This window comes from Sphingomonas sp. (assembly GCF_019749955.1).
GTDB lineage: Bacteria > Pseudomonadota > Alphaproteobacteria > Sphingomonadales > Sphingomonadaceae > Sphingomonas.
This window is the reverse complement of the sequence record NZ_JAIEPC010000033.1, coordinates 1-19,089: the sequence shown is the minus strand read 5'-3', so window position 1 is coordinate 19,089 and position 19,089 is coordinate 1. Positions and strand designations below refer to the sequence as shown.

General features: G+C 65.1%; 18 protein-coding genes. 6 read left to right on the top strand and 12 right to left on the bottom strand.

Annotated features, from left to right (window positions below; translation table 11 throughout):
• The first annotated feature begins 69 nt into the window (after positions 1 to 69).
• Positions 70 to 2,031 (top strand): potassium transporter Kup, encoded by a 1,962-nt coding sequence (locus tag K2W81_RS09055; RefSeq protein WP_294103537.1) that lies wholly within the window; start codon positions 70 to 72, stop codon positions 2,029 to 2,031.
• Between the two features lie 7 nt (positions 2,032 to 2,038).
• On the opposite strand, the gene K2W81_RS09050 is transcribed toward K2W81_RS09055, so the two are convergent.
• The 3 genes from K2W81_RS09050 to K2W81_RS09040 form a co-directional block, all read right to left on the bottom strand.
• Positions 2,039 to 3,436 carry a M20/M25/M40 family metallo-hydrolase gene (locus K2W81_RS09050; RefSeq protein WP_294103535.1) on the bottom strand — a complete coding sequence of 466 codons (1,398 nt, stop codon included), beginning with the start codon at positions 3,434 to 3,436 and terminating at the stop codon, positions 2,039 to 2,041.
• Between the two features lie 64 nt (positions 3,437 to 3,500).
• On the bottom strand, positions 3,501 to 4,406 hold the full coding sequence (locus K2W81_RS09045) for an aspartyl protease family protein (RefSeq protein WP_294103533.1): 906 nt from the start codon (positions 4,404 to 4,406) through the stop codon (positions 3,501 to 3,503).
• A gap of 39 nt (positions 4,407 to 4,445) precedes the next feature.
• Positions 4,446 to 6,881 carry a ligase-associated DNA damage response DEXH box helicase gene (locus K2W81_RS09040; RefSeq protein WP_294103531.1) on the bottom strand — a complete coding sequence of 812 codons (2,436 nt, stop codon included), beginning with the start codon at positions 6,879 to 6,881 and terminating at the stop codon, positions 4,446 to 4,448.
• A gap of 18 nt (positions 6,882 to 6,899) precedes the next feature.
• On the opposite strand from K2W81_RS09040, the gene K2W81_RS09035 reads away from it, so the two are divergent.
• Positions 6,900 to 7,898 (top strand): ligase-associated DNA damage response exonuclease, encoded by a 999-nt coding sequence (locus K2W81_RS09035; RefSeq protein ID WP_294103529.1) that lies wholly within the window; start codon positions 6,900 to 6,902, stop codon positions 7,896 to 7,898.
• A 95-nt stretch (positions 7,899 to 7,993) separates the two neighbouring features.
• Positions 7,994 to 8,476, top strand: a complete 483-nt coding sequence (locus K2W81_RS09030) for a hypothetical protein (RefSeq protein ID WP_294103527.1) — start codon at positions 7,994 to 7,996, stop codon at positions 8,474 to 8,476.
• Between the two features lie 23 nt (positions 8,477 to 8,499).
• Here K2W81_RS09030 and K2W81_RS09025 read toward each other — a convergent pair whose 3' ends face one another.
• The 6 genes from K2W81_RS09025 to K2W81_RS09000 form a co-directional block, all read right to left on the bottom strand.
• A complete protein-coding gene (locus tag K2W81_RS09025; protein WP_294103525.1) occupies positions 8,500 to 8,904 on the bottom strand; it encodes a hypothetical protein in 405 nt (134 codons plus the stop codon).
• Between the two features lie 78 nt (positions 8,905 to 8,982).
• Positions 8,983 to 10,467, bottom strand: a complete 1,485-nt coding sequence (rpoN, locus tag K2W81_RS09020) for an RNA polymerase factor sigma-54 (protein ID WP_294103523.1) — start codon at positions 10,465 to 10,467, stop codon at positions 8,983 to 8,985.
• A gap of 4 nt (positions 10,468 to 10,471) precedes the next feature.
• Positions 10,472 to 11,245: an LPS export ABC transporter ATP-binding protein gene (gene lptB, locus K2W81_RS09015; RefSeq protein ID WP_294103521.1), complete on the bottom strand. Its 774-nt coding sequence runs from the start codon at positions 11,243 to 11,245 to the stop codon at positions 10,472 to 10,474.
• Positions 11,246 to 11,380: 135 nt separating this feature from the next.
• Complete coding sequence (locus K2W81_RS09010) at positions 11,381 to 11,923, bottom strand: LptA/OstA family protein (RefSeq protein WP_294103519.1); 543 nt, start codon at positions 11,921 to 11,923, stop codon at positions 11,381 to 11,383.
• Between the two features lie 5 nt (positions 11,924 to 11,928).
• Positions 11,929 to 12,567, bottom strand: coding sequence for an LPS export ABC transporter periplasmic protein LptC (gene lptC / locus K2W81_RS09005; RefSeq protein ID WP_294103517.1), 639 nt, complete (start codon positions 12,565 to 12,567; stop codon positions 11,929 to 11,931).
• Positions 12,560 to 13,180 (bottom strand): ribonuclease D, encoded by a 621-nt coding sequence (locus K2W81_RS09000; protein ID WP_294103515.1) that lies wholly within the window; start codon positions 13,178 to 13,180, stop codon positions 12,560 to 12,562. The genes lptC and K2W81_RS09000 overlap by 8 nt, the downstream gene beginning before the upstream one ends.
• A gap of 361 nt (positions 13,181 to 13,541) precedes the next feature.
• Between K2W81_RS09000 and K2W81_RS08995 the strand changes: the two genes are divergently transcribed.
• Together K2W81_RS08995 and K2W81_RS08990 are read left to right on the top strand one after the other, a co-directional pair.
• Complete coding sequence (locus K2W81_RS08995; RefSeq protein ID WP_294103513.1) at positions 13,542 to 14,315, top strand: cold-shock protein; 774 nt, start codon at positions 13,542 to 13,544, stop codon at positions 14,313 to 14,315.
• A gap of 124 nt (positions 14,316 to 14,439) precedes the next feature.
• Positions 14,440 to 14,961, top strand: coding sequence for a GNAT family N-acetyltransferase (locus tag K2W81_RS08990; RefSeq protein ID WP_294103512.1), 522 nt, complete (start codon positions 14,440 to 14,442; stop codon positions 14,959 to 14,961).
• On the opposite strand, the gene K2W81_RS08985 is transcribed toward K2W81_RS08990, so the two are convergent.
• Positions 14,942 to 16,531: a cisplatin damage response ATP-dependent DNA ligase gene (locus K2W81_RS08985; protein WP_294103510.1), complete on the bottom strand. Its 1,590-nt coding sequence runs from the start codon at positions 16,529 to 16,531 to the stop codon at positions 14,942 to 14,944. The two genes, K2W81_RS08990 and K2W81_RS08985, sit on opposite strands and share 20 nt — an antisense overlap.
• A 27-nt stretch (positions 16,532 to 16,558) precedes the next feature.
• On the bottom strand, positions 16,559 to 17,164 hold the full coding sequence (locus tag K2W81_RS08980; protein ID WP_294103508.1) for a DUF6445 family protein: 606 nt from the start codon (positions 17,162 to 17,164) through the stop codon (positions 16,559 to 16,561).
• Between the two features lie 97 nt (positions 17,165 to 17,261).
• Between K2W81_RS08980 and ung the strand changes: the two genes are divergently transcribed.
• Positions 17,262 to 17,972, top strand: coding sequence for a uracil-DNA glycosylase (gene ung / locus K2W81_RS08975; protein ID WP_294103506.1), 711 nt, complete (start codon positions 17,262 to 17,264; stop codon positions 17,970 to 17,972).
• Here the strand turns inward: ung and K2W81_RS08970 are convergent.
• Positions 17,969 to 18,970 (bottom strand): hypothetical protein, encoded by a 1,002-nt coding sequence (locus K2W81_RS08970; protein ID WP_294103504.1) that lies wholly within the window; start codon positions 18,968 to 18,970, stop codon positions 17,969 to 17,971. The two genes, ung and K2W81_RS08970, sit on opposite strands and share 4 nt — an antisense overlap.
• Positions 18,971 to 19,089 lie beyond the last annotated feature (119 nt).

Below are 19,089 nucleotides of genomic sequence, written 5' to 3'. Positions count from 1 at the left end.
CGCGCGCCGCCTTCAAGCACCGAAATTTCTTGCACCCCACAACGACAGGCGTAAAGGCCGCGCGACCCCATGACCATTACGCTTTCCGCTCCCCATGCGCCCCCCGGCTCGTCGCGGATCAGCCTCGCCACCCTGCCGCTTACGCTGGGCGCGATCGGGGTTGTGTTCGGCGATATTGGCACCAGCCCGCTTTATGCGTTTCGTGAAGCGCTTCAGCAAACCGCAGGCGATGGCATCGACCCGAGCGAAATCCTGGGTGTGCTCAGCCTCGCGCTCTGGGCGCTGATCCTGGTCGTCAGCCTAAAATATGTGCTGTTCCTGACCCGCGCCGACAATCAGGGCGAAGGCGGGGTGCTGGCGCTCACCGCGCTTGCCCGCCGGTCGCTTCGCGAATCGCAGGGGGCTGGCGCGCGCGCGACGATCGCGCTGGCGCTGGGTGCGACCGGCGCCGCGCTGTTCTATGGCGATGCAATCATCACGCCCGCGCTGTCGGTGCTGTCGGCAGTCGAGGGGCTGAAGACGATCCCGGGGGCCGGTGCGCTGTTCAGCGAGGACACGATCATCGCGCTGACGATCGCCATTCTGGTCGGGCTGTTCCTCATTCAGTCACGCGGCACCGCGAGCGTCTCGAAATTATTCGGCCCGATCTGCGTGCTGTGGTTCCTGACGCTTGCAGGCCTCGGCATTTATCACATCGCTGACGAGCCATCGATCCTGCGGGTGGTGATCCCAAGCTATGGCGTCGGCTTCATGTTCAGCCACGGCGTGATCGGGCTGTTCGTGCTGGGCGCCGTGTTCCTGACCGTCACCGGCGCCGAAGCGCTGACCGCCGATATGGGCCATTTCGGTCGTGCCCCGATTCAGCTCGGCTGGTTCGCGCTCGCCTTGCCGGCGCTCTCGCTCAATTATCTGGGGCAAGGCGCGTTCGCGCTTTCAGCGCTCGAGGCTGCGGCGGCCGCGGGCAAGCCCTTTGCCAATCAGGACTGGTTCTTCCTGATGGCGCCCGAGCCGGTGCGCATTGCGCTGATCATCCTCGCGACGCTAGCAACGATCATCGCGAGCCAGGCTGTCATCACCGGCGCCTATTCGCTGACGCAACAGGCGATTCAGCTCGGACTGCTGCCGCGCCTGCGCATCCGCCAGACCTCGGCGGCGCACCTCGGGCAGATTTACCTGCCGTCGATCAACTGGCTGCTGCTGATCGGCATCATCGTGCTGGTAACGCAGTTCCGCACGTCATCGGCAATGGCGGCGGCGTACGGCATTGCGGTAACGGGCACGATGGTGGTGACGAGCTGCCTCGCCTATATTGTCGTGCGGCATCACTGGCATTGGAAGCGGTCGACCGCGATCCTGCTGATCGCGCCTTTCCTTGCGCTCGACCTCATCTTCTTCGGCGCGAATATCCTGCGTGTGGTCGAAGGCGGCTGGGTGCCGTTGCTGATCGCAGGGACGATCGGGTTGTTGATCATCACCTGGATGCGCGGGCGCAAAATTGTCGGCGCGTTTGAGGGGCGCCAGGCGATTCCGCTCGCCGATCTCGCCGCAGCACTCGCCAAACGCCCGCCCGAACGCGTCGAGGGGACCGCCGTGTTCCTCACCGCCAATCCGGCGAACACGCCGGGCGCGCTACTGCACAATCTGAAGCACAACAAAGTGCTGCATGCTCGCAACCTGATCGTCAGCGTCCGCACCGCTGACCGGCCCGTCGTGCTGCCCGAAGAGCGCGCGCATGTGCAGCGGATCGACGAAAATTTCGCTGCCGTTGTGCTGAAATACGGCTTTATGGAAACGCCCGACGTCCCCGCCGATCTGGCGCGCGGCGCGGGCGACGCGATGGCGCCGATCGACCCCATGAAGACCAGCTATTTCATTGGCCGCAACACGCTGAAAGCATCGGCCGACGAAGGCATGCCGCTATGGCAGGACCGCATCTTCATGTTCCTGCAAAGGAACGCGAGCGACCCGACCGATTTCCTGCGCATCCCGCCGGGCAAGGTGCTCGAACTGGGCGAGCAGGTGACGGTCTAGGTCGGGACTACCCCGCATAGGCCTTCACGAGATCGAACAGATAGTCACGGCTCGCATAGATCGACTCGACGCGGATGCGTTCGTTGAGGCCGTGCGTGCCATTGCCGTCAGGATCGACGAAAGTGCCGGGGACGCCGTAGACCGGAATCCCGAGCGCTTCGAAGAAAATGCCGTCGGTCGCGCCCGTGGACATGATCGGCAACATCGGGACACCGGGGAAATGCTTGGCCGCGAGCGCCTTGGCCGGGCCGACAATCTTGGGGTCGAGCGTCGGCGGAATCGCCAGTGGACGGATCGGCTGGTTGGCCGACACCTTCACCTTCGGCCCTGCCAGTTCGCTCAACTTGGCAAGCGTCCCCTCCACCGTTTCGCCGGGGAAGATGCGACAATTGACCGTCGCCTGCGCGCGCTGCGGCAGCGCGTTGCCGGCATGGCCCGCGCTCGCCATCGTTGCGACGCAGGTGGTGCGCAGCGTTGAATGCAGCGTCTTGTCCTGGCTAACGATCGCATCCGCCGCCTTGTCGGTCGGATCGGCGAGCAATTTGGTGATCGCGCTGCCGAGCGCGCCGCCCTTGGCAAACGCCATCGCGCCGAAGAACTGCCGCGTCGTTTCGGTGAATTTGATCGGGAATTCATAGCCCTGGACGGCCTTGAGTGCGTCGGCGAGCTGGTAGATCGCATTGTCGGGCACCGGCTGCGAGCTGTGCCCGCCGGGGTTGGTGACCGTGAAGGTGAAATTCTGCGAGGCTTTCTCGCCGACCTGAAGCGCCAGCACTTCACGCTTGCCGTCGGGGGTGTAGCGCCCGCCACCACCTTCGTTGAGCACGAATTCGGCGTCGACGAGCGCGCGTTTCTCGCGCGTCAGATAGTCAGCCCCGTTGGTCGCTTCGTTGGTCTCCTCGCCGCAGGTCAGCGCGAGCTTGATCGTCCGCTTGGGTTTATAGCCTTCCTGCTTGAAGCGGATCATCGAATCGGTCCAGATCGCGGCCTGCGCTTTGTCGTCGACGGTCCCGCGCGCGTAATAATAGCCGTTTTCTTCGACGAGCTTGAACGGATCACGCGCCCAATCCTCGCGCTTGGCCTCCACCACATCGAGATGCGCGAGCAGCAGCATCGGCTTCACGCTCGCATCGCTGCCCGGCAGGATCGCGACAAGGCCACCTTCCTTGGGATGGCCCGGCGGCGCGAAGATCGTCAAATCCTTGGCCGCATAGCCCGCCGCTTTCATCCGCGTCGCAATCTGCTCGGCGGCCTTGGTGCAATCGCCGACCGACAAGGTCGTGTTGGTTTCGACCAGTTCCTTATAGAGCCCGAAGAACGCTTTCTGATCGGGCCGCGCCTGTGCATGCGCCGCCGCCGGAATCAACGCGGCTGCCGCCGTCATCATCAGCCCGAAAAACCGCATCGCCCCGACTCCCTTGTTCGCTTTGCCACCGATTAGACTCGGTCGTGCGTCGCTTGGCAAGCCGTCAGCGGGGGGTGCGGGGCAATGCGAGGCGGACCTGACGACTGGCGAAATCAATGTCGACGCGGCGGAACTGCTTGAGCGCGTCCATGCCGAGCAGAATCGCCGGTTTGTCGTTCAGCCCCAATTGCCGGAAGGGTGCGGCATCCGCGAAGGCAACCGGCAGGTTCTGGAAGATCACCGCGCCCATGCTGACTTCGCCGATCTGCGCATAATCGGCGGTCATCGTGTCGCCGGTCACGCTCGACAGGGTGATCGGCTGAAAGGCCGATTGCCGCCGCGCCACTTTCGCGCGCAGTGCCAGATTGCCCATGCTCACCACCGATCCGGTATCGAGCACCACCCGCACCCGGACGCCGCGATAAAAGGCATCGGTGACGACCAACTGGCCGTGCAAGCTCTTGGCCTGAACGACGATATCAGCCGGATCGCTGCCGACCAGCCCGCCGCGCCGCGATTTGGTGACCGCCATGCGCTGCTGGTCGAAATCGATCGAGACCGCATGCCCCTGTAGCGAATCGAGCCCGAGCAGGCCGGGCGCGCCCAGATCGACACCCGCCAGCAGCGGCGCCTCAATCCGTGCCTTGCCGGCCGTCGACACGGACAGGGCGGGGACGACAACCGTGCCAACGGTGCTGGTCCCCGTCATCGCCGTCATCCGAACGCCGCGCCCCGCGCTCAGGTTCAGCCGCGCCGCCAGTTCGCGCGAAATCACCGTGCGTTCGGCGCCGGTGTCGATCGTGAAGGGATAGGGGCCATTGCCCTCGATCGTCACCGGTACCGTCATCCGGCCGGGAATATCGGTGCCGATCCCCAGAATCTGGGCATCGGTCGGCGGTTCGGGATCCTGACCAGCCAGCGGGGCGGCAGAAGCGAGCAACAACGGCAACAGGGCGATAAAGCCACGCATGCCAGCACGATACGCCCGCCCGATCGTTTCTCCAAGCGCTCAGTCGAGCCGCATCGCCTCGATGGCAAGCGCTTCGGCTTCGATCAGGATCGCATCATCGGCGAGTCCCTGCGGCACACTTTCGCGCCCGATCATCACCAGCACCGGCACCGCGAGCGGCGACACCCGGTCAAGCGTCACATGCAGCATCGTTCCCGCCGCCCGGTCGAGCAGATCGGCGAGGCGCCCGACGTCGGTCATTTTCGCGCGGGCATCGGCCCAGGCGGCCTTGAGCAGCAGATGATCGGGCTCATAGCGGCGCAGTACGTCGTAGATCAGATCGGTCGAGAAGGTCACTTGCCTGCCGGTCTTACGCTTGCCCGGATGCTGGCGCTCGACCAGCCCGCCGATGACCGCGACTTCGCGAAACGCGCGCTTGAGCAGATGCGAACCCTGCACCCAGTCGACGAACTCATCCTCCAAAATGTCCGCCGAAAACAGTGCGGCCGGGTCGGTGACGGGATCGAGCGAATAACAGGCGAGCGCATAGTCGTTCGCCACAAAGCCCAGCGGCTTCAGCCCCAATGTCTCCATCCGCCGCGTCAGCAGCATGCCAAGCGACTGGTGCGCGTTCCAACCCTCAAAGCAATAGGCGACCAAGTAGTGCCGCCCTTCATGCGGGAAGGTCTCGACCAGCAATTGCCCCGGCTGGGGCATGATCGACCGCTTCGACTGGATGTCGAGCCATTCGCGCACATCGGGCGGAAACCGATCCCAGCCGCTTGCATCCGCCAGGAAACCCCGCACCCGGTTCGCCAAATTGGTGGTCAGCGGCATCCGCGCCCCGCCGTAGCTCGGGATGCGCGCAGGCCGCGCCGTCGCGCGCACCACCAGATCCTCGGTATCGATCTTTTCAACCTCGAGGCTCATGCCCGAAAAGAAAAAGGTATCGCCGACCGACAGCGTCGCGGCGAACCCCTCTTCGACGCGCCCCAATTGTCGCCCGTTGCGAAAGCGCACCTTGAGCATCGTCGCCTCGACGATGATCCCGGCGTTGAGCCGGTGCTGCGCCACAAATTTCGGGTGACTGACGCGCCAGCTGCCGTCGGCATCGCGCACCAGCCGCTTGAATTTGTCATAGGCTTTGAGCGCATAGCCACCGTCGCTGATGAACCCGAGCACATGCGTAAACTGCTCCGCCGTCAGCGCGGAATAGGGCAGCGCCGACTGTACCTCCGCCAGCAGCGCATCCTCGCGGAACGGCGCGGCGCAGGCACACGCCATGATGTGCTGCGCCAGCACATCGAGCCCGCCGGGGCGGAAATCATCGGCATCGAGCTCGCGGTCCGCCACCGCGTCGAGCGCGGCGCGTGCTTCGAGATATTCGAAGCGATTGCCCGGCACGACGATCGCCTCGCTTGGTTCGTCGAGCCGGTGGTTGGCGCGGCCAATACGTTGCAACAGCCGCGACGCGCCCTTGGGCGCGCCCATCTGGATCACGCAATCGACATCGCCCCAGTCAATCCCCATGTCGAGGCTGGCGGTGCAGACAAGGCCGCGCAGCTTGCCATCGGCCATTGCGCCTTCGACCTTGCGCCGCGCCTCCAGCGCGAGCGATCCGTGGTGGATGCCGATCGGCAGCTGCAGGTCGTTCGCCTTCCACAGATCCTGAAAAATCAGCTCGGCCAGCGCGCGCGTATTGCAGAAGACGAGCGTGGTCTTGTGCGTCTCGATCTCGGCGATCACCTGTTCAGCGGCATAGCGCCCCGAATGTCCCGACCAGGGTACGCGCCCTTGGGGGAGCAGGATCGATATGTCGGGGTCTGCCCCCGCCTCGCCCTGCACAGTGGTGACCAGATCGATATCGCCATCGGGCGCGAGCCAGGCGCGATAGCCATCGGGATCGGCCACTGTCGCCGACAGCGCCACCCGGCGCATGTGGGGCGCAATCGCCTGCAACCGCGCCATGCACAGGCTCAGCAAATCACCGCGCTTCTGGGTCGCAAAGGCATGAACTTCGTCGATCACGATCGTTTTCAGCCCTGCGAACATCAGGAAGCTGTCAGGATAGCTGAGCAGCAGCGACAGCGATTCGGGCGTTGTCAGCAATATCTGCGGCGGCCTGATCCGCTGCCGCACTTTGCGGTCGGATGGCGTGTCCCCGGTCCGCGTCTCGACGCGAATGTCGAGGTTCATGTCCGCGATCGGGGTAATCAAATTGCGCTGCACATCGACCGCGAGCGCCTTTAGCGGCGAAACGTAGAGCGTGTGCAGACCTTCCGCCGGGTGTTCGATCAGGTCAGTCAGGGTCGGCAGAAATCCCGCAAGCGTCTTGCCCGCCCCCGTCGGCGCGACCAGCAGCGCGTGGGCGCCGGCGCGCGCGGCGGCAAGCATGTCGACCTGATGCCGACGTGGCGCCCAGCCCTTGGCGGCGAACCAGTCGCTGAGCACCAAGGGTAGCGCTGGCGGCAAGTCGGGCTGGGAACCGTCGGGCATCGCCGGCATATAGGATGGATGACCAAGCTCGGCGACTGGATCGAACCGCATCCGCACGGCATCTATGTGCCCGCCGCCGATGCGTGGATCGACCCATCAACGCCGCAGCCGCGCGCGCTCGTCACCCACGGCCATGCCGATCACGCGCGCGGCGGGCATGGCGCGGTGTGGGCGACGGCGGAAACGCTCGCCATCATGGGCGTGCGCTATGGGCCGCAGGCGGGGACCGCTGTCGGCTATGGCGAGCGGCTGGCCATGGGCGATGTGTCGGTGCGCTTCGTGCCTGCCGGGCATGTGCTCGGTTCGGCGCAGATCGTGCTCGAGCATCGCGGCGAGACGATTGTGGTCTCGGGCGATTATAAACGCCGACCCGACCCGACCTGCGCACCGTTCGAGCCGGTCAAATGCGATGTCTTCATTACCGAGGCCACCTTTGGCCTGCCGGTGTTCCGCCATCCCGATACCGGCGACGAGATCGACAAGCTGCTGGCGGCCCTGCACGCCAACCCGGACCGTTGCGTGCTGGTCGGTGCCTATGCGCTCGGCAAGGCGCAGCGGGTGATCCGTGAGCTGCGCGACCGGGGTCATGCAGCGCCGATCTACATCCACGGCGCGATGCAGCGGCTGTGTAACCTTTATGTCGCGCACGGCGTCGACCTTGGCGACTTACGTCCCGCGACTGAGGCCGCGAAAGCGGCGATGGCCGGGCATATCGTCGTCGCGCCGCCCTCGGCGCTACAGGATCGCTGGTCGCGCCGCCTGCCCGACCCGATCACCGCGATGGCAAGCGGCTGGATGCGCGTGCGCCAGCGCGCGGTGCAACGCGGCGTCGAACTGCCGCTGATCCTGTCCGATCACGCCGATTGGGATGAGCTGACCGACACGCTTACCGAAATTGCGCCCAAGGAAGTCTGGGTCACGCACGGCCGCGAAGAAGCGCTGGTGCACTGGTGCATGACGCGCCAGATCAAAGCGAAATCGCTGCACGTCGCCGGATTCGAAGATGAGGACGATTGAGAAGCAAAAACCGACATATCGTCGGAGTTCAGACTTGCACGGTGCTGCCTGTTGGTTAGCGTGAGAGCTTAACTTCACCGGTCGCGGGGGCACTGATGACAAAGCGCATGACTTGGATTCTGACGGCGTTCTCGCTGGTTGCGGCGAACCCCGGCCACGCGCACGCACAGGGCCGAGGTCCCCTTTCCGAATGTTTGATCGCCAAAGTATCGCGCGCCGATCAATTGACGTTGGTACGGTGGATTTTCGGGGTGATGACGGCAAGCCCGCAGGTCAAGGACATGTCGACCATTACTACAGCGCAACGCGACGAGCTTTCGAAGCAGGCGGGCCAAATCTTCAATCGTTTGGTTACGGTGGATTGCCGCGCTGAAGCGGTCCAGACGATCAAGCAGGATGGTGACGGCGCACTCGAAAAGGCATTCGGCGCGCTCGGAGAATATTCGATGGAAGGGTTGATCAAGGACCCTGCCGTCATCAACAGCATGGTTGGGTTGCTGGCCGGAGTCGATGTGCGCGAGTGGGCGAAGGTGCAGATCGAAGCCGGGGTCACCTTCGGGACCAAGACCCGCAAATAGCGCCCGCAGATGGGCTAGCCAGCTTAGCCGAAGGCCCGGTTCGGGTACGATACCGCCTGCTCATCTTCGAACAGCCAGGCTTCGGCATCGGCGACGGCGGTGAAGTAGCGCACGTCGCGCATGGCCGCCGCGCGCTGCAGCTGCATCCGGGCGAGCGACGATGCCTGGACGAACGCCAGCTTGCGCGAGCGATAGGCGGCGCCGGACAGCACATCGCCCCAGGCGGTCACGATATCCTGCGCCTGAATCTGCATCGCGCGCACATCGGCGAGCGTTACATGCTGGTTGGGACCACAGCGCAGTCGCGCATGCGCGGCCACACGGGCGGCAAGAAAAGCGTCAACATCGGCGCGCGAGAAGAAGCCACCCAAGGTGATGATCACCAGATCGCGGGCCGGGTCGACATCGAAGGAGAAGTTTGCGTTCATCCGAATTGATTATCCGGCTTAAGGTTAAAAAAGCGCAAAACTGGGATTTGAGCGCACCAAGCGCGCCACGATGTGCGACTAGCCGCCGCCGAGCGCCTTGGCCCGCCGCCGTTGCACGCTGCTGCCGATTCCCAGCGCCTCGCGGTATTTGGCGACGGTGCGCCGCGCGATGTCGAAGCCTTTGGTTTTCAACAGATCGACCAATGTGTCGTCCGACAGGATCGCATTGCCCTCGCCCGCGATCAGCGTCTTGATCGCCGCCTTCACCGCCTCGGCCGACACCGCATCGCCGCCGTCCGCTGACTGGATGGCCGAGGTGAAAAAATATTTGAGCTCGTACAGCCCGCGCTCGCAGCTGAGATATTTGTTGCTCGTCACGCGGCTGACGGTCGATTCGTGCATTTCGATCGCGTCGGCTACCTGGCGCAATGTCAGCGGGCGCAGATGCGCGACGCCGTTCAGGAAAAAGGCTTCCTGCTGCTTGACGATTTCGGTGGCGACCTTGACGATCGTGCGCTGGCGCTGGTCGAGCGCTTTCACCAGCCAATTGGCGCTTGCGAGCATTTCGCCGAGCCACGCCTTCGATGTCTTGTCCTGCGGGCCGGTGCTCAACTCGCTGTAATAGCTGCGGTTGACGAGCAGGCGCGGCAGCGTTGCCGCGTTCATTTCGATCGCCCAGCCACCCTTGCGGCGCGCGATGAAAATGTCCGGAATCACCGGTTGCGATGGCTCGCCGCCATAACGGCAGCCGGGCTTGGGATCATAGTTGCGCAGCTCGCGGATCATGTCGGCCATGTCTTCGTCGTCGACGCCGCACAGCCGCTTGAGCCGCGTCAATTCGCCGCGCGCGAGCAAATCGAGATTGTCGATCAACCGCGCCATCGCCGGATCATAGCGATCGGCTTCCTTCGCCTGAAGCGCGAGACATTCCGCAAGGTTGCGCGCGCCGACGCCGGTCGGATCGAAGGTCTGGATCAACGCCAGCACCGCTTCGACCCGCGCGAGCGGCACCCCGAGCCGGTTGGCGATATCGAGCAACGGCACGGTCAGATAGCCGCACTCGTCGATCTGATCGATCAGATGCGCGGCAATGAAGGCATCGGCGCCGCTCACCACCGGCCCCGCCTGCGCGAGCAGATGATCGGCAAGGCTGATGCCCGTATCGGCGACTGAGTCGAAATCGGGCGCGTCGAGGCTTGCCGCGCCGCTCGCACCGTTCAGGCCGAGCGCGCCGTCCATGCCTGCGCCGTCAGCGGCACTATCGTGATGGAAGGTTTCGGCGGCGAAATCGACGTCGAGTGCAGCCTCGCCGGTATCGCCAACGCCCGACAGTAGCTCGTCGGCACTCGCGGGCTCGCTGCGTTCGGCGGGCGGCGCGGGAAGTTCGGGCGTGCCGTCGTCCTCGGGCGCTGAATCGAGCAGCGGGTTGCGCTCAATCTCCTCGGCGATGAACGTCTCAATCTCGAGATTCGACAGCGCGAGCAGGCGAATGGCCTGCTGCAGCTGGGGCGTCATCACCAGCGATTGCGATTGACGCAGGTCCAGCCGGGGGGCGAGGCTCATGGCACTAAAGCGAAAAGCCCTCGCCCAGATACAGGCGGCGGACATTGGCATCGGCGACGAGCTCGTCGGGCGACCCGGCGAACAGCACGCGACCGTCATAGATGATATAGGCGCGATCGACGATTTCGAGCGTCTCGCGGACATTGTGATCCGTGATCAGCACGCCGATACCGCGATTCTTGAGCGCAATCACCAGATCGCGGATATCCGCGATCGAAATCGGGTCGATGCCCGCGAACGGTTCATCGAGCAGCATGATCGAGGGATCGGCGGCCAGCGCGCGCGCGATCTCGGCACGGCGGCGCTCGCCCCCCGACAGCGCCATCGCAGGCGCATCACGCAGCCGGGTGAGGCCGAAATCATCGAGCAGCTCGTCGAGCCGCGCCGATCGCGCTGCCGGGTCAGGTTCGACCAGTTCGAGCACGCTCAGGATGTTTTTCTCAACGGATAGCCCGCGGAAGATCGAGGTTTCCTGCGGCAGATAGCCGAGCCCCAGGATCGCGCGGCGATACATCGGCAAGCCGGTGATATCGACGCCATCGAGCATGATGCGGCCCGAATCGGGCTTCACCAGCCCCATCACCGAATAAAAGCACGTCGTCTTGCCCGCGCCATTGGGGCCGAGCAGCCCGACGACTTCGCCGTGGCCGACCGACACCGACACATCGGTCAGCACCGGGCGCTTGTCATAGGCCTTGGCGATCGAGACCACTGCAAGCCCGGACGATGCGGCCTGCGCTTCAGCGATTGGGGCGGCAAGGCTGGTCACATCGTCCATTATCGGTCCATCTGTGGCGTTAAATGGTTAATCGATTCCGACCCGCGCGGCGGCTGGCAAGATTCCTGCATGGCTCTATTGCCCGAACAATCGGATGCTGGGAAGCGTCGGTCGACTCGATTGCCCGCGCCGGCGCTACTTGTCGTCGCGCTTGGGGACCGAGAACCGTCCGGTCACGCGGCCGCCGGGCGCCGTTTCGGTCGTGCCGGGCGCACCGCCCCCCACCGACGAGCCGTCAATCGTCGCGCGGTTGGTATCGAGATTGAAGGTCAGTCGCCCGCCATTGATGACATTGCCGTTGCTTTGCCGCAGCGAGACATTGCCGATCATCGTCACCACCCGGCGATTGAGATCATAAATCGCATATTGGCTGCGCGCGGTCTGTTCGGGGCGGGTCAGCGTGACGCCGCCCGACGCATCGACGCGCGATGCCTGCGGCGACCCGCCGCCGAAAATATCACCGCTATAGGCAATCGACATGCGCGCGGCGGACAAGGTCATCTCGCTTTGGCGGACGACGACATCGCCCGACAACACAACCCGCTTGGCGCGGTCATCAAATTCCTGATGCGCCGCCGAAAAATCGATCGGCGCCGACGAATCGTGGCGCGATTGCGCGCTGCCAACGCTGGCGAGGCCGACAAATATCAGGAGCGGAAGAGTCGGCAACAAGCGCATGGCAGCTATCTCGTTCTTCGCGGCGTGATGCGCAAGTGCGTGTTGCCATCGAGCCGCACGACGCGGGCGTCGAGATCGGCAGTCATCCGGTCGGCGCTGAACGCCCCTTGCGGCAGCGTGCCTTTCACCGGCGAATCGCTCCGCAATTCGCGCGACTTCAGATCGATCACCGCGCTGCTGGCGGTCAGCTTATAGCCGTCGGCTGCCTTGAACTGCACATTGCTGTCGATCTCGACCTGCTCGCGCCGCAGGTCATAGCGACCCTGATCGGCCGAGAGCGTCGCCGGCCCTTCCGCCATGCCGATTTGCGCGGCCAGGCCGCTCAATTGAACGATCGGTTCGTCCGAGCTCTTCTGCACCGCCGAATCGGCACTGATCGAAAAGGGGCGCCCGCGCTGATCCGACCCGCGGTACATCGCCGATTGGATGCGCAGCCGCTCGGTCGCGACTTCAACCTTCTTCTTGTCGAGCAGAAAACTGACGTCGCCGCCGCCTTGCAGCGGCATGAACACCATGAACGCGCCCAACACGCCGATCAGCACCGGCAGCGAGAAGCGCGACACCGCGACGACGCGGTCATGGCTGCTGCCCGGCGCTGCCCAGCGCCGCCGTTCCGAGCGGACGCGGACAGCGACGTCAGACATGGGCGAAGATATCGACCTCGGGCCAGCCCGCCAGATCGAGCCCGGCCCGCGCCGGCAGGAAATCGAAGCACGCCTGCGCCAGCGCCATTCGCCCTTCGCGGATCAGCCGCCGGTCGAGTTCCGCCTTCAGCGCATGCAGATAGCGCACGTCGGAGGCGGCATAATCCTTCTGCGCATCGGACAGATCGGGGCCACCCCAGTCCGACGATTGCTGGACCTTCGACAATTCCTGGCCGAGCAATTCGCGCACCAGCTCCTTCAGCCCGTGGCGATCAGTGTAGGTGCGGATCAGCCTTGAGGCAATTTTGGTACAATAAACCGGCGCTGCGGTAACGTGGAGATAATGGCTGATCGCGGCCAGATCGAAGCGCGCGAAGTGATAGAGCTTCAGCCGCGTGCGATCACCGAGCACCGCGCGCAGGTGCGGCGCAGCGTAATCGCTGCCGGGCCCGAAGCGGACGAGATGCTCGTCGCCGCTGCCATCCGATAGCTGCACGACGCACAACCGATCGCGCGGCGTGATCAGCCCCATCGTCTCGGTGTCGACAGCAATCGCGGCGCCCGGTGCAAAAACGTCGCCGGGCAGATCTTCTTCGTGGAAATAAACGGTCATGTGCGGCGCGTAGCGGCTTGCGGCGTTCGGCTCAATGGCTCGTGCGGCTTTTCCTCCGAGTCGCGGCATCTTGCCGTCGTCGGTCAGGAGGGGCGATTGGCACCGGGAGGCGCTTGCGCCAAGCGCGGCGTGCCACGTCGCTGAACGAAGTGCGAAAAACCTCAAAACACGGTGATTCAGCCCTCGCGCAGGCCGCGCATGATCCGCTAAGGTCAAGGCGACGAATTTATTCGCAGCAACGGCGCTTTTGCGATATGAAGTGTCGTGGCGCAAAGCGAAAGAGCGTCCGAAGACCTGCGTTTGTCGTCCGAAGCCAGGGTTCTTGCATGTGTTACGGGCGGACCGGGAAGACGAACAGGGCATGAGTTTCGATAAAGGGCGCCGCGGTGATCGCGGCGGGCGCGGTAGGGATAAACGCGACGGTTTTGGCGATGGCGGCTTCGACAGCGGCTTCGGTGGCGGTGATCGTTTTGGCGGTGGTGACCGCTTTGGCGGTGGTGGCGACCGATTCGGCGGCGGCGGTGATCGCTTCGGTGGCGGTGGTGACCGATTCGGCGGCGGCGGCGGTGGCGGTGGCTTCCGCGGCGGTGGTGGTGGTGGCGGCGCAGGCCGTGGCATGCCGCCCCAGGTCGTCGGCGAAGGCACGGGCATCGTCAAATTCTTCAACGCGCAAAAGGGCTTCGGCTTTGTCGTACGCGATGACGGCGGCGAGGATGTGTTTGTGCACATCAGCGCGGTCGAACAGGCTGGCCTGACCAGCCTTGCGGAAGGCCAGCCTTTGGGCTTCACGCTCGTTGACCGCGGCGGCCGCATTTCGGCGACCGACCTCAAGATCGACGGCGAGCCGATCGCGGTGCAGGAACGCGCGCCGCGCGACGCAGCCCCGTCGGGTGGTGCCGGACCGCAGCGCCAGCTGACCGGCGAAAAGGCGACGGGCACGGTCAAGTTCTTCAACGCGATGAAGGGCTTCGGCTTTATCCAGCGCGATGACGGCCAGCCCGATGCGTTTGTGCACATCAGCGCGGTCGAACGCGCCGGTATGCCGACGCTCAACGAAGGTGACCGGCTCGAGTTCGAACTCGAAGTCGATCGCCGTGGCAAATATGCTGCGGTGAACCTTTCGGGCATCCAATAACCAAACGCCCGCTCGGGTGGTTGGGACGATTACCGGTCCGGTCAGCTTGCTGGCCGGGCCGTTGTCGTTGGTGGCACGCCCAGGACAGTGATTTGCGCCGATGACCTTGCCGATCGACTTTTCCGTGGCGACTCCCAGGGACGTCCCGGCGCTGCATGCGCTGGTCGAATCGGCCTATCGCGGCGATTCGGCGCGCGGGGGCTGGACGCACGAAGCCGATCTGCTCGACGGCCAGCGCACCGATCAAGCCGCGCTGGCGCAGGCGATAGCTGACCCTGATCACATCATCCTGCTCGCGCGCGACGGCGATGCACTGGTCGGCTGCGTCGAGATCAGCCGCGCGGTGGCGGGTCTGGCCTATCTGGGGATGCTGTCGGTCGCCCCCAACTGGCAGGGTCGCGCGCTTGGCAAGGCGCTGATCGACGCGGCTGAGGAAAAAGCACGCGCGCGCTTTGGCGCAACCCGCATTGAAATGACGGTGATCCGCCAGCGCACCGAGCTGATCGCCTTTTACCAGCGGCGTGGTTATGCGCTGACGGGCGAAACGCGCCCCTTCCCCTATGGCGACGAACGCTTCGGCCAACCGCGTGTCGCCGACCTGATCTTCGTCGTGCTCGAAAAGCCGTTTACGTCACCAGCCGCTTGAGCGCGTCGATCGTGTCGGCCTCAGTAGCGGGCTTGTCCGTGCGGATGCGCGCGATGCGGGGGAAGCGCATTGCGACGCCCGATTTGTGGCGTTTCGACAAATGGATCGAATCGAACGCGATTTCGAGCACCAGCGACTTTTCAACCTCGCGCACCGGGCCGAAGCGCGCACTGGTGTGGTCGCGCACGAACTTGTCGAGGAATTTGAGCTCTTCATCGGTAATCCCCGAATAGGCCTTGCCGACCGGCAACAGATCGCCCGCCGTGGTCCAACAGCCAAAGGTATAGTCCGAGTAGAAGGACGAGCGCCGCCCGCTACCGCGCTGCGCGTACATCATCACACAATCGGCGGTGAACGGATCGCGCTTCCATTTATACCATAGCCCGGCACGCCGGCCGGTGACGTAGAGCGAATCGCGCCGCTTGAGCATCACCCCTTCAATGGCGGCATCACGGGCGCCCGCGCGCATGGCCTCAAGCGCGGTGAAATCGGGCGCGTCGATCAGCGCGCTCACATCGAAATGCGAGGGCGGCAAGCGCGCGGCGAAGGCTTCGAGCCGCAGACGCCGCGCTGTCCACGGCTGGCCGCGCAGATCCTCAGCCCCGTCGAACAATATGTCGTAGAGCCGCACGAACGCTGGGGCTTCGGCGAGCATTTTCGCCGACACAGTCTTGCGCCCGAGCCGTTGCTGGAGCGCGTTGAAGCTCGCTGCACCCTCATGCCCCAAATCGATGCCCTGCGCCGCACCGCGAACCATCAATTCGCCGTCGAGCACCCCGTCTTCGACAAACGCACTGGCGACTTCAGGAAAGCTCGCCGTGATATCGTCGCCCGCGCGCGAATAGAGCCGCGTTGCCCCGCCCGCGCGCACCAGCTGAACGCGAATGCCATCCCATTTCCACTCGGCGGCATAGTCATCGAGCTCGACGCGCAAATCCTCGAGCGGCTGAGCAAGCATGAAGGCGCGGAACAGCGGCAGGTTGGCGGTATCGGGTGCCTCGGCCCGCCCTTCGGCCCAGGCGAACAGCGCGGTGTAGGGCGGGGTCAGGCCGTGCCACAGCTCCTCCACCACCTCGACATCGACGCCGAACGCTTGCGCGAACGCCGTCTTCGCCAGCCGCGCCGACACGCCGATCCGCAAGGCGCCGGTCGCCATCTTGAGCAGCGCGAACCGCTCCTCCGCTGTCAGCCGGTCGAGCATGGCCGCGAGCGCCGCCGGCGCGTCCGACCGCGACAGGCCAAGCAACCGCGCCACTGCCTGATCGAGCGACAGCGGCGCCGGATCGTCGGGCAGCGCTGGTGCGGGCCAGAGCAGGGCAACCGTCTCGGCCGTGTCACCGACATAGTCGCGGCTCATCCGGAACAGTACCGGATCGACTCGCGATTCGATCAGCGCGCGGATGACGCCAGGCTTCACAGCCGGAATATCAAGCGTGCCGGTCAGCGCGGCGATCGCCCAGCCGCGATCGGGATCGGGCGTCGCCGTCAGATAATCGGCGATCAGCTTGAGCTTGGCGTTCCGCGAGCGCGTGTAAATGAGCGAATCGAGCAGGTTGGAAAAGGCACGCATCAGCCGAACACCGCCCGCGCCACGGTTTCAGCGTCGCGCGAAAAACAGCAGCATCACCAGCCGCCCGTCGTCGCCCGACTTGCCAAAGCCCGGCGCCGAATTGTGGAACAGCCAGGGACTGAACAGGATCAGCCGGTTGAAGCGCATCGGCACCGTCATCACCTTTTCCCAGCGCGCGGGCTTGAGCGTATCGGCGTTGACCACGCGCTCGACCAGATCGTTGACATCGACAAAGCCGCTGCGCGCCAGCGCCAGATCGTCGGCGGGAACGCGTTCGAGCCCGGTCGGCTTGTGGCGAAAGAAGTCGGTGCCGCCACGCGCATGCTCGGGCAGGCTGAGGTAGAGGATGCCCGAATAGAAACACGGATCGATGTGCACCCCGCTCAAACCCTTGTCGCCCGCGAGCGTCAGGCGGCAATGGCCGTGGCTGGTCCCCGCCATCGGCGCGACCGGCACCCCGATCCGCGCCGACACCGCTTCATCGAATCCCTTGATCGCGAGTGGCCGATCCGACAGCAGTCCGGGATAGTTGCCCGCCTTGGTCGCCGGATCATAGCCAAGCGCCAGCGCGGCGCGGCGCACAGCGTGCGGGTCCGACAGAAAATCGTCGATGATCATGAGCGAGGGCAGCACCCTCCCCTGCTGCCAGTTTTGGCGCACCAGCGAAAGCCCGCCGACATTGACGGCGCCGGGCGTGGTCGCCCAAGCTGGCGACAGACCAGGAGACAGCGTGACCGCAAGCGACCAAGCCGTGAAACTCGACCCGAGCTGGCGCGTGCCGCTGTCGGGCGAGTTCAGTAGCGCCCATATGGCGGCACTGCGCGCGTTTCTTGTCGCGGAGCGCGACGCGGGCAAGGCGATCTTCCCGGCGGCGCGCAACTGGTTCCGCGCGCTCGACCTGACGCCGCTCGATGCGGTGCGCGTCGTCATTCTGGGGCAGGACCCTTATCATGGGCCGGGGCAAGCGCATGGGCTTTGCTTTTCGGTGCCGCCGGGGGTGCGGCCACCGCCGAGCCTGGGCAATATCTACAAGGAACTCAAGGCTGACCTCGACATCGACCCGCCGCGCCACGGTTTCCTCGAAAGCTGGGCGCGGCAAGGCGTGCTGCTGCTCAACAGTGTGTTGACGGTCGAGAGCGGGCGCGCGGCATCGCACAAGGACAAGGGGTGGGAGCGCTTCACCGACGTCGTCATCGCGCTGGTCGCGGCCAAGGAGGCCCCCGTCGTGTTCCTGCTGTGGGGCAGCTATGCCCAGAAAAAAGCGGCGTTCGTGCGCGATGTCGCGGCGGGGGGGCATCATCTGGTGCTGAAGGCGGCGCATCCCAGTCCCTTGTCGGCGCATAACGGCTTCCTCGGTTGTCGGCATTTTTCGCAGGCCAATGCCTTCCTCACAGCGCGCGGGCTCGCGCCAATCGACTGGGCGCTGCCGCCCGCCGTTTAGTCGGGGGGAGGCTTTTCCATCCCCAGGCTCGCCTTGAGCGCTGCATAATTCTCCTCGGCTTCGTCGCTCTTGGTCAATGTTTCAAAGCCCATCATGACGATTTTCGACAGCCCGGCGAGCCACCCCAGCACCAGCGCAAGCCCGGCCAGCACATGCCCCAGTATCTTCGTCAGCGCGAGCAACGCCCAGAGCATCACCCAGAACAGCCCGCCCGCAAGGAGCGGCCCCAGCGCGAGCACGACCAGCGTTGCCGGGAAGGCTGCGCAGCCGATGTCCTTGGTTTTCCACATCGAAATGATCAGCGCCGCCATCCCGGCCAGCGTCAGCGCGAGCAGGATCGTCGCCGACCAGCCGCCTTCCTTCCACACGACCCAGATGATTTCGGGCGTCGTGCGCAGGTTGAGCGCGGCGGCATCGATCATCGCAAGCCAGCCGCGCTCGCAGTTCCAGTCAGGCGCCGCCCGCTTTGGCGGGGGCGCGACATCGGCCTGCCGCGCGCCCAGCCCCTCACGCTCGGTCAGCGGGGCGAGCGGATCGGGGGTGAGGCGCGAGCGCGGCAAGCCGACCTGGCGGTCGAGCGGCGCCATCACATTGCCGATCGGATCACCAAGGCCGCCTGCGGCTGGCGCAGGATGGCGCCGCGCGGCCTCCGCCAGCACCGTGGCGAGATCGACCGGCGGCGCATTGGGGTTGCGCTTGAGATGCGGCCCGGGGCGCAGCGACAGCGGCTCATGGGCTTCGGTCGGCCCGCACCAGCCGATGCCGTGGCGATCACGCCTGGCGCGGCGATAGAGTTCGGCGATGGCCTGCGGCTGTAGCGTCGCCAGGCGGTTGTGAATCCGCGCCGTCAAGGCGACGCCGCGCTTTGCCGCCGTGCTTGCCTCAATATTCTGCGCGTCCAGGATTTGGCCGATCGCCACCAGCGCGACGCCGACGGCGATCCAGCGCCAGCGCCGCTTGCGGAACAGGAACGCCTTGAGCCGTTCGACGAGCGTCATGTGCGGAGCCCCCCGGAGGATGCACTATGCTATCGGCGGACCGTCCGACCGACAAGCGCCGCGCGCGGATCGAAAAGTCCCAAAAGTCACGCCCTACGCGCACGCGCGCGGGCGCGCGA

What these genes read in the sequence shown, in the direction of transcription:
- K2W81_RS09045 (WP_294103533.1), bottom strand. Translation starts at nt 4,406, where the DNA reads ATGCGTGGCTTTATCGCCCTGTTGCCGTTGTTGCTCGCTTCTGCCGCC.
- lptB (WP_294103521.1), bottom strand. Translation starts at nt 11,245, where the DNA reads ATGGACGATGTGACCAGCCTTGCCGCCCCAATCGCTGAAGCGCAGGCC.
- K2W81_RS09055 (WP_294103537.1), top strand. Translation starts at nt 70, where the DNA reads ATGACCATTACGCTTTCCGCTCCCCATGCGCCCCCCGGCTCGTCGCGG.
- rpoN (WP_294103523.1), bottom strand. Translation starts at nt 10,467, where the DNA reads ATGAGCCTCGCCCCCCGGCTGGACCTGCGTCAATCGCAATCGCTGGTG.
- K2W81_RS09025 (WP_294103525.1), bottom strand. Translation starts at nt 8,904, where the DNA reads ATGAACGCAAACTTCTCCTTCGATGTCGACCCGGCCCGCGATCTGGTG.
- K2W81_RS09040 (WP_294103531.1), bottom strand. Translation starts at nt 6,881, where the DNA reads ATGCCCGACGGTTCCCAGCCCGACTTGCCGCCAGCGCTACCCTTGGTG.
- K2W81_RS09010 (WP_294103519.1), bottom strand. Translation starts at nt 11,923, where the DNA reads ATGCGCTTGTTGCCGACTCTTCCGCTCCTGATATTTGTCGGCCTCGCC.
- K2W81_RS08970 (WP_294103504.1), bottom strand. Translation starts at nt 18,970, where the DNA reads ATGACGCTCGTCGAACGGCTCAAGGCGTTCCTGTTCCGCAAGCGGCGC.
- K2W81_RS08995 (WP_294103513.1), top strand. Translation starts at nt 13,542, where the DNA reads ATGAGTTTCGATAAAGGGCGCCGCGGTGATCGCGGCGGGCGCGGTAGG.
- K2W81_RS09000 (WP_294103515.1), bottom strand. Translation starts at nt 13,180, where the DNA reads ATGACCGTTTATTTCCACGAAGAAGATCTGCCCGGCGACGTTTTTGCA.
- K2W81_RS08985 (WP_294103510.1), bottom strand. Translation starts at nt 16,531, where the DNA reads ATGCGTGCCTTTTCCAACCTGCTCGATTCGCTCATTTACACGCGCTCG.
- K2W81_RS09050 (WP_294103535.1), bottom strand. Translation starts at nt 3,436, where the DNA reads ATGCGGTTTTTCGGGCTGATGATGACGGCGGCAGCCGCGTTGATTCCG.
- K2W81_RS09035 (WP_294103529.1), top strand. Translation starts at nt 6,900, where the DNA reads ATGACCAAGCTCGGCGACTGGATCGAACCGCATCCGCACGGCATCTAT.
- K2W81_RS09030 (WP_294103527.1), top strand. Translation starts at nt 7,994, where the DNA reads ATGACAAAGCGCATGACTTGGATTCTGACGGCGTTCTCGCTGGTTGCG.
- lptC (WP_294103517.1), bottom strand. Translation starts at nt 12,567, where the DNA reads ATGTCTGACGTCGCTGTCCGCGTCCGCTCGGAACGGCGGCGCTGGGCA.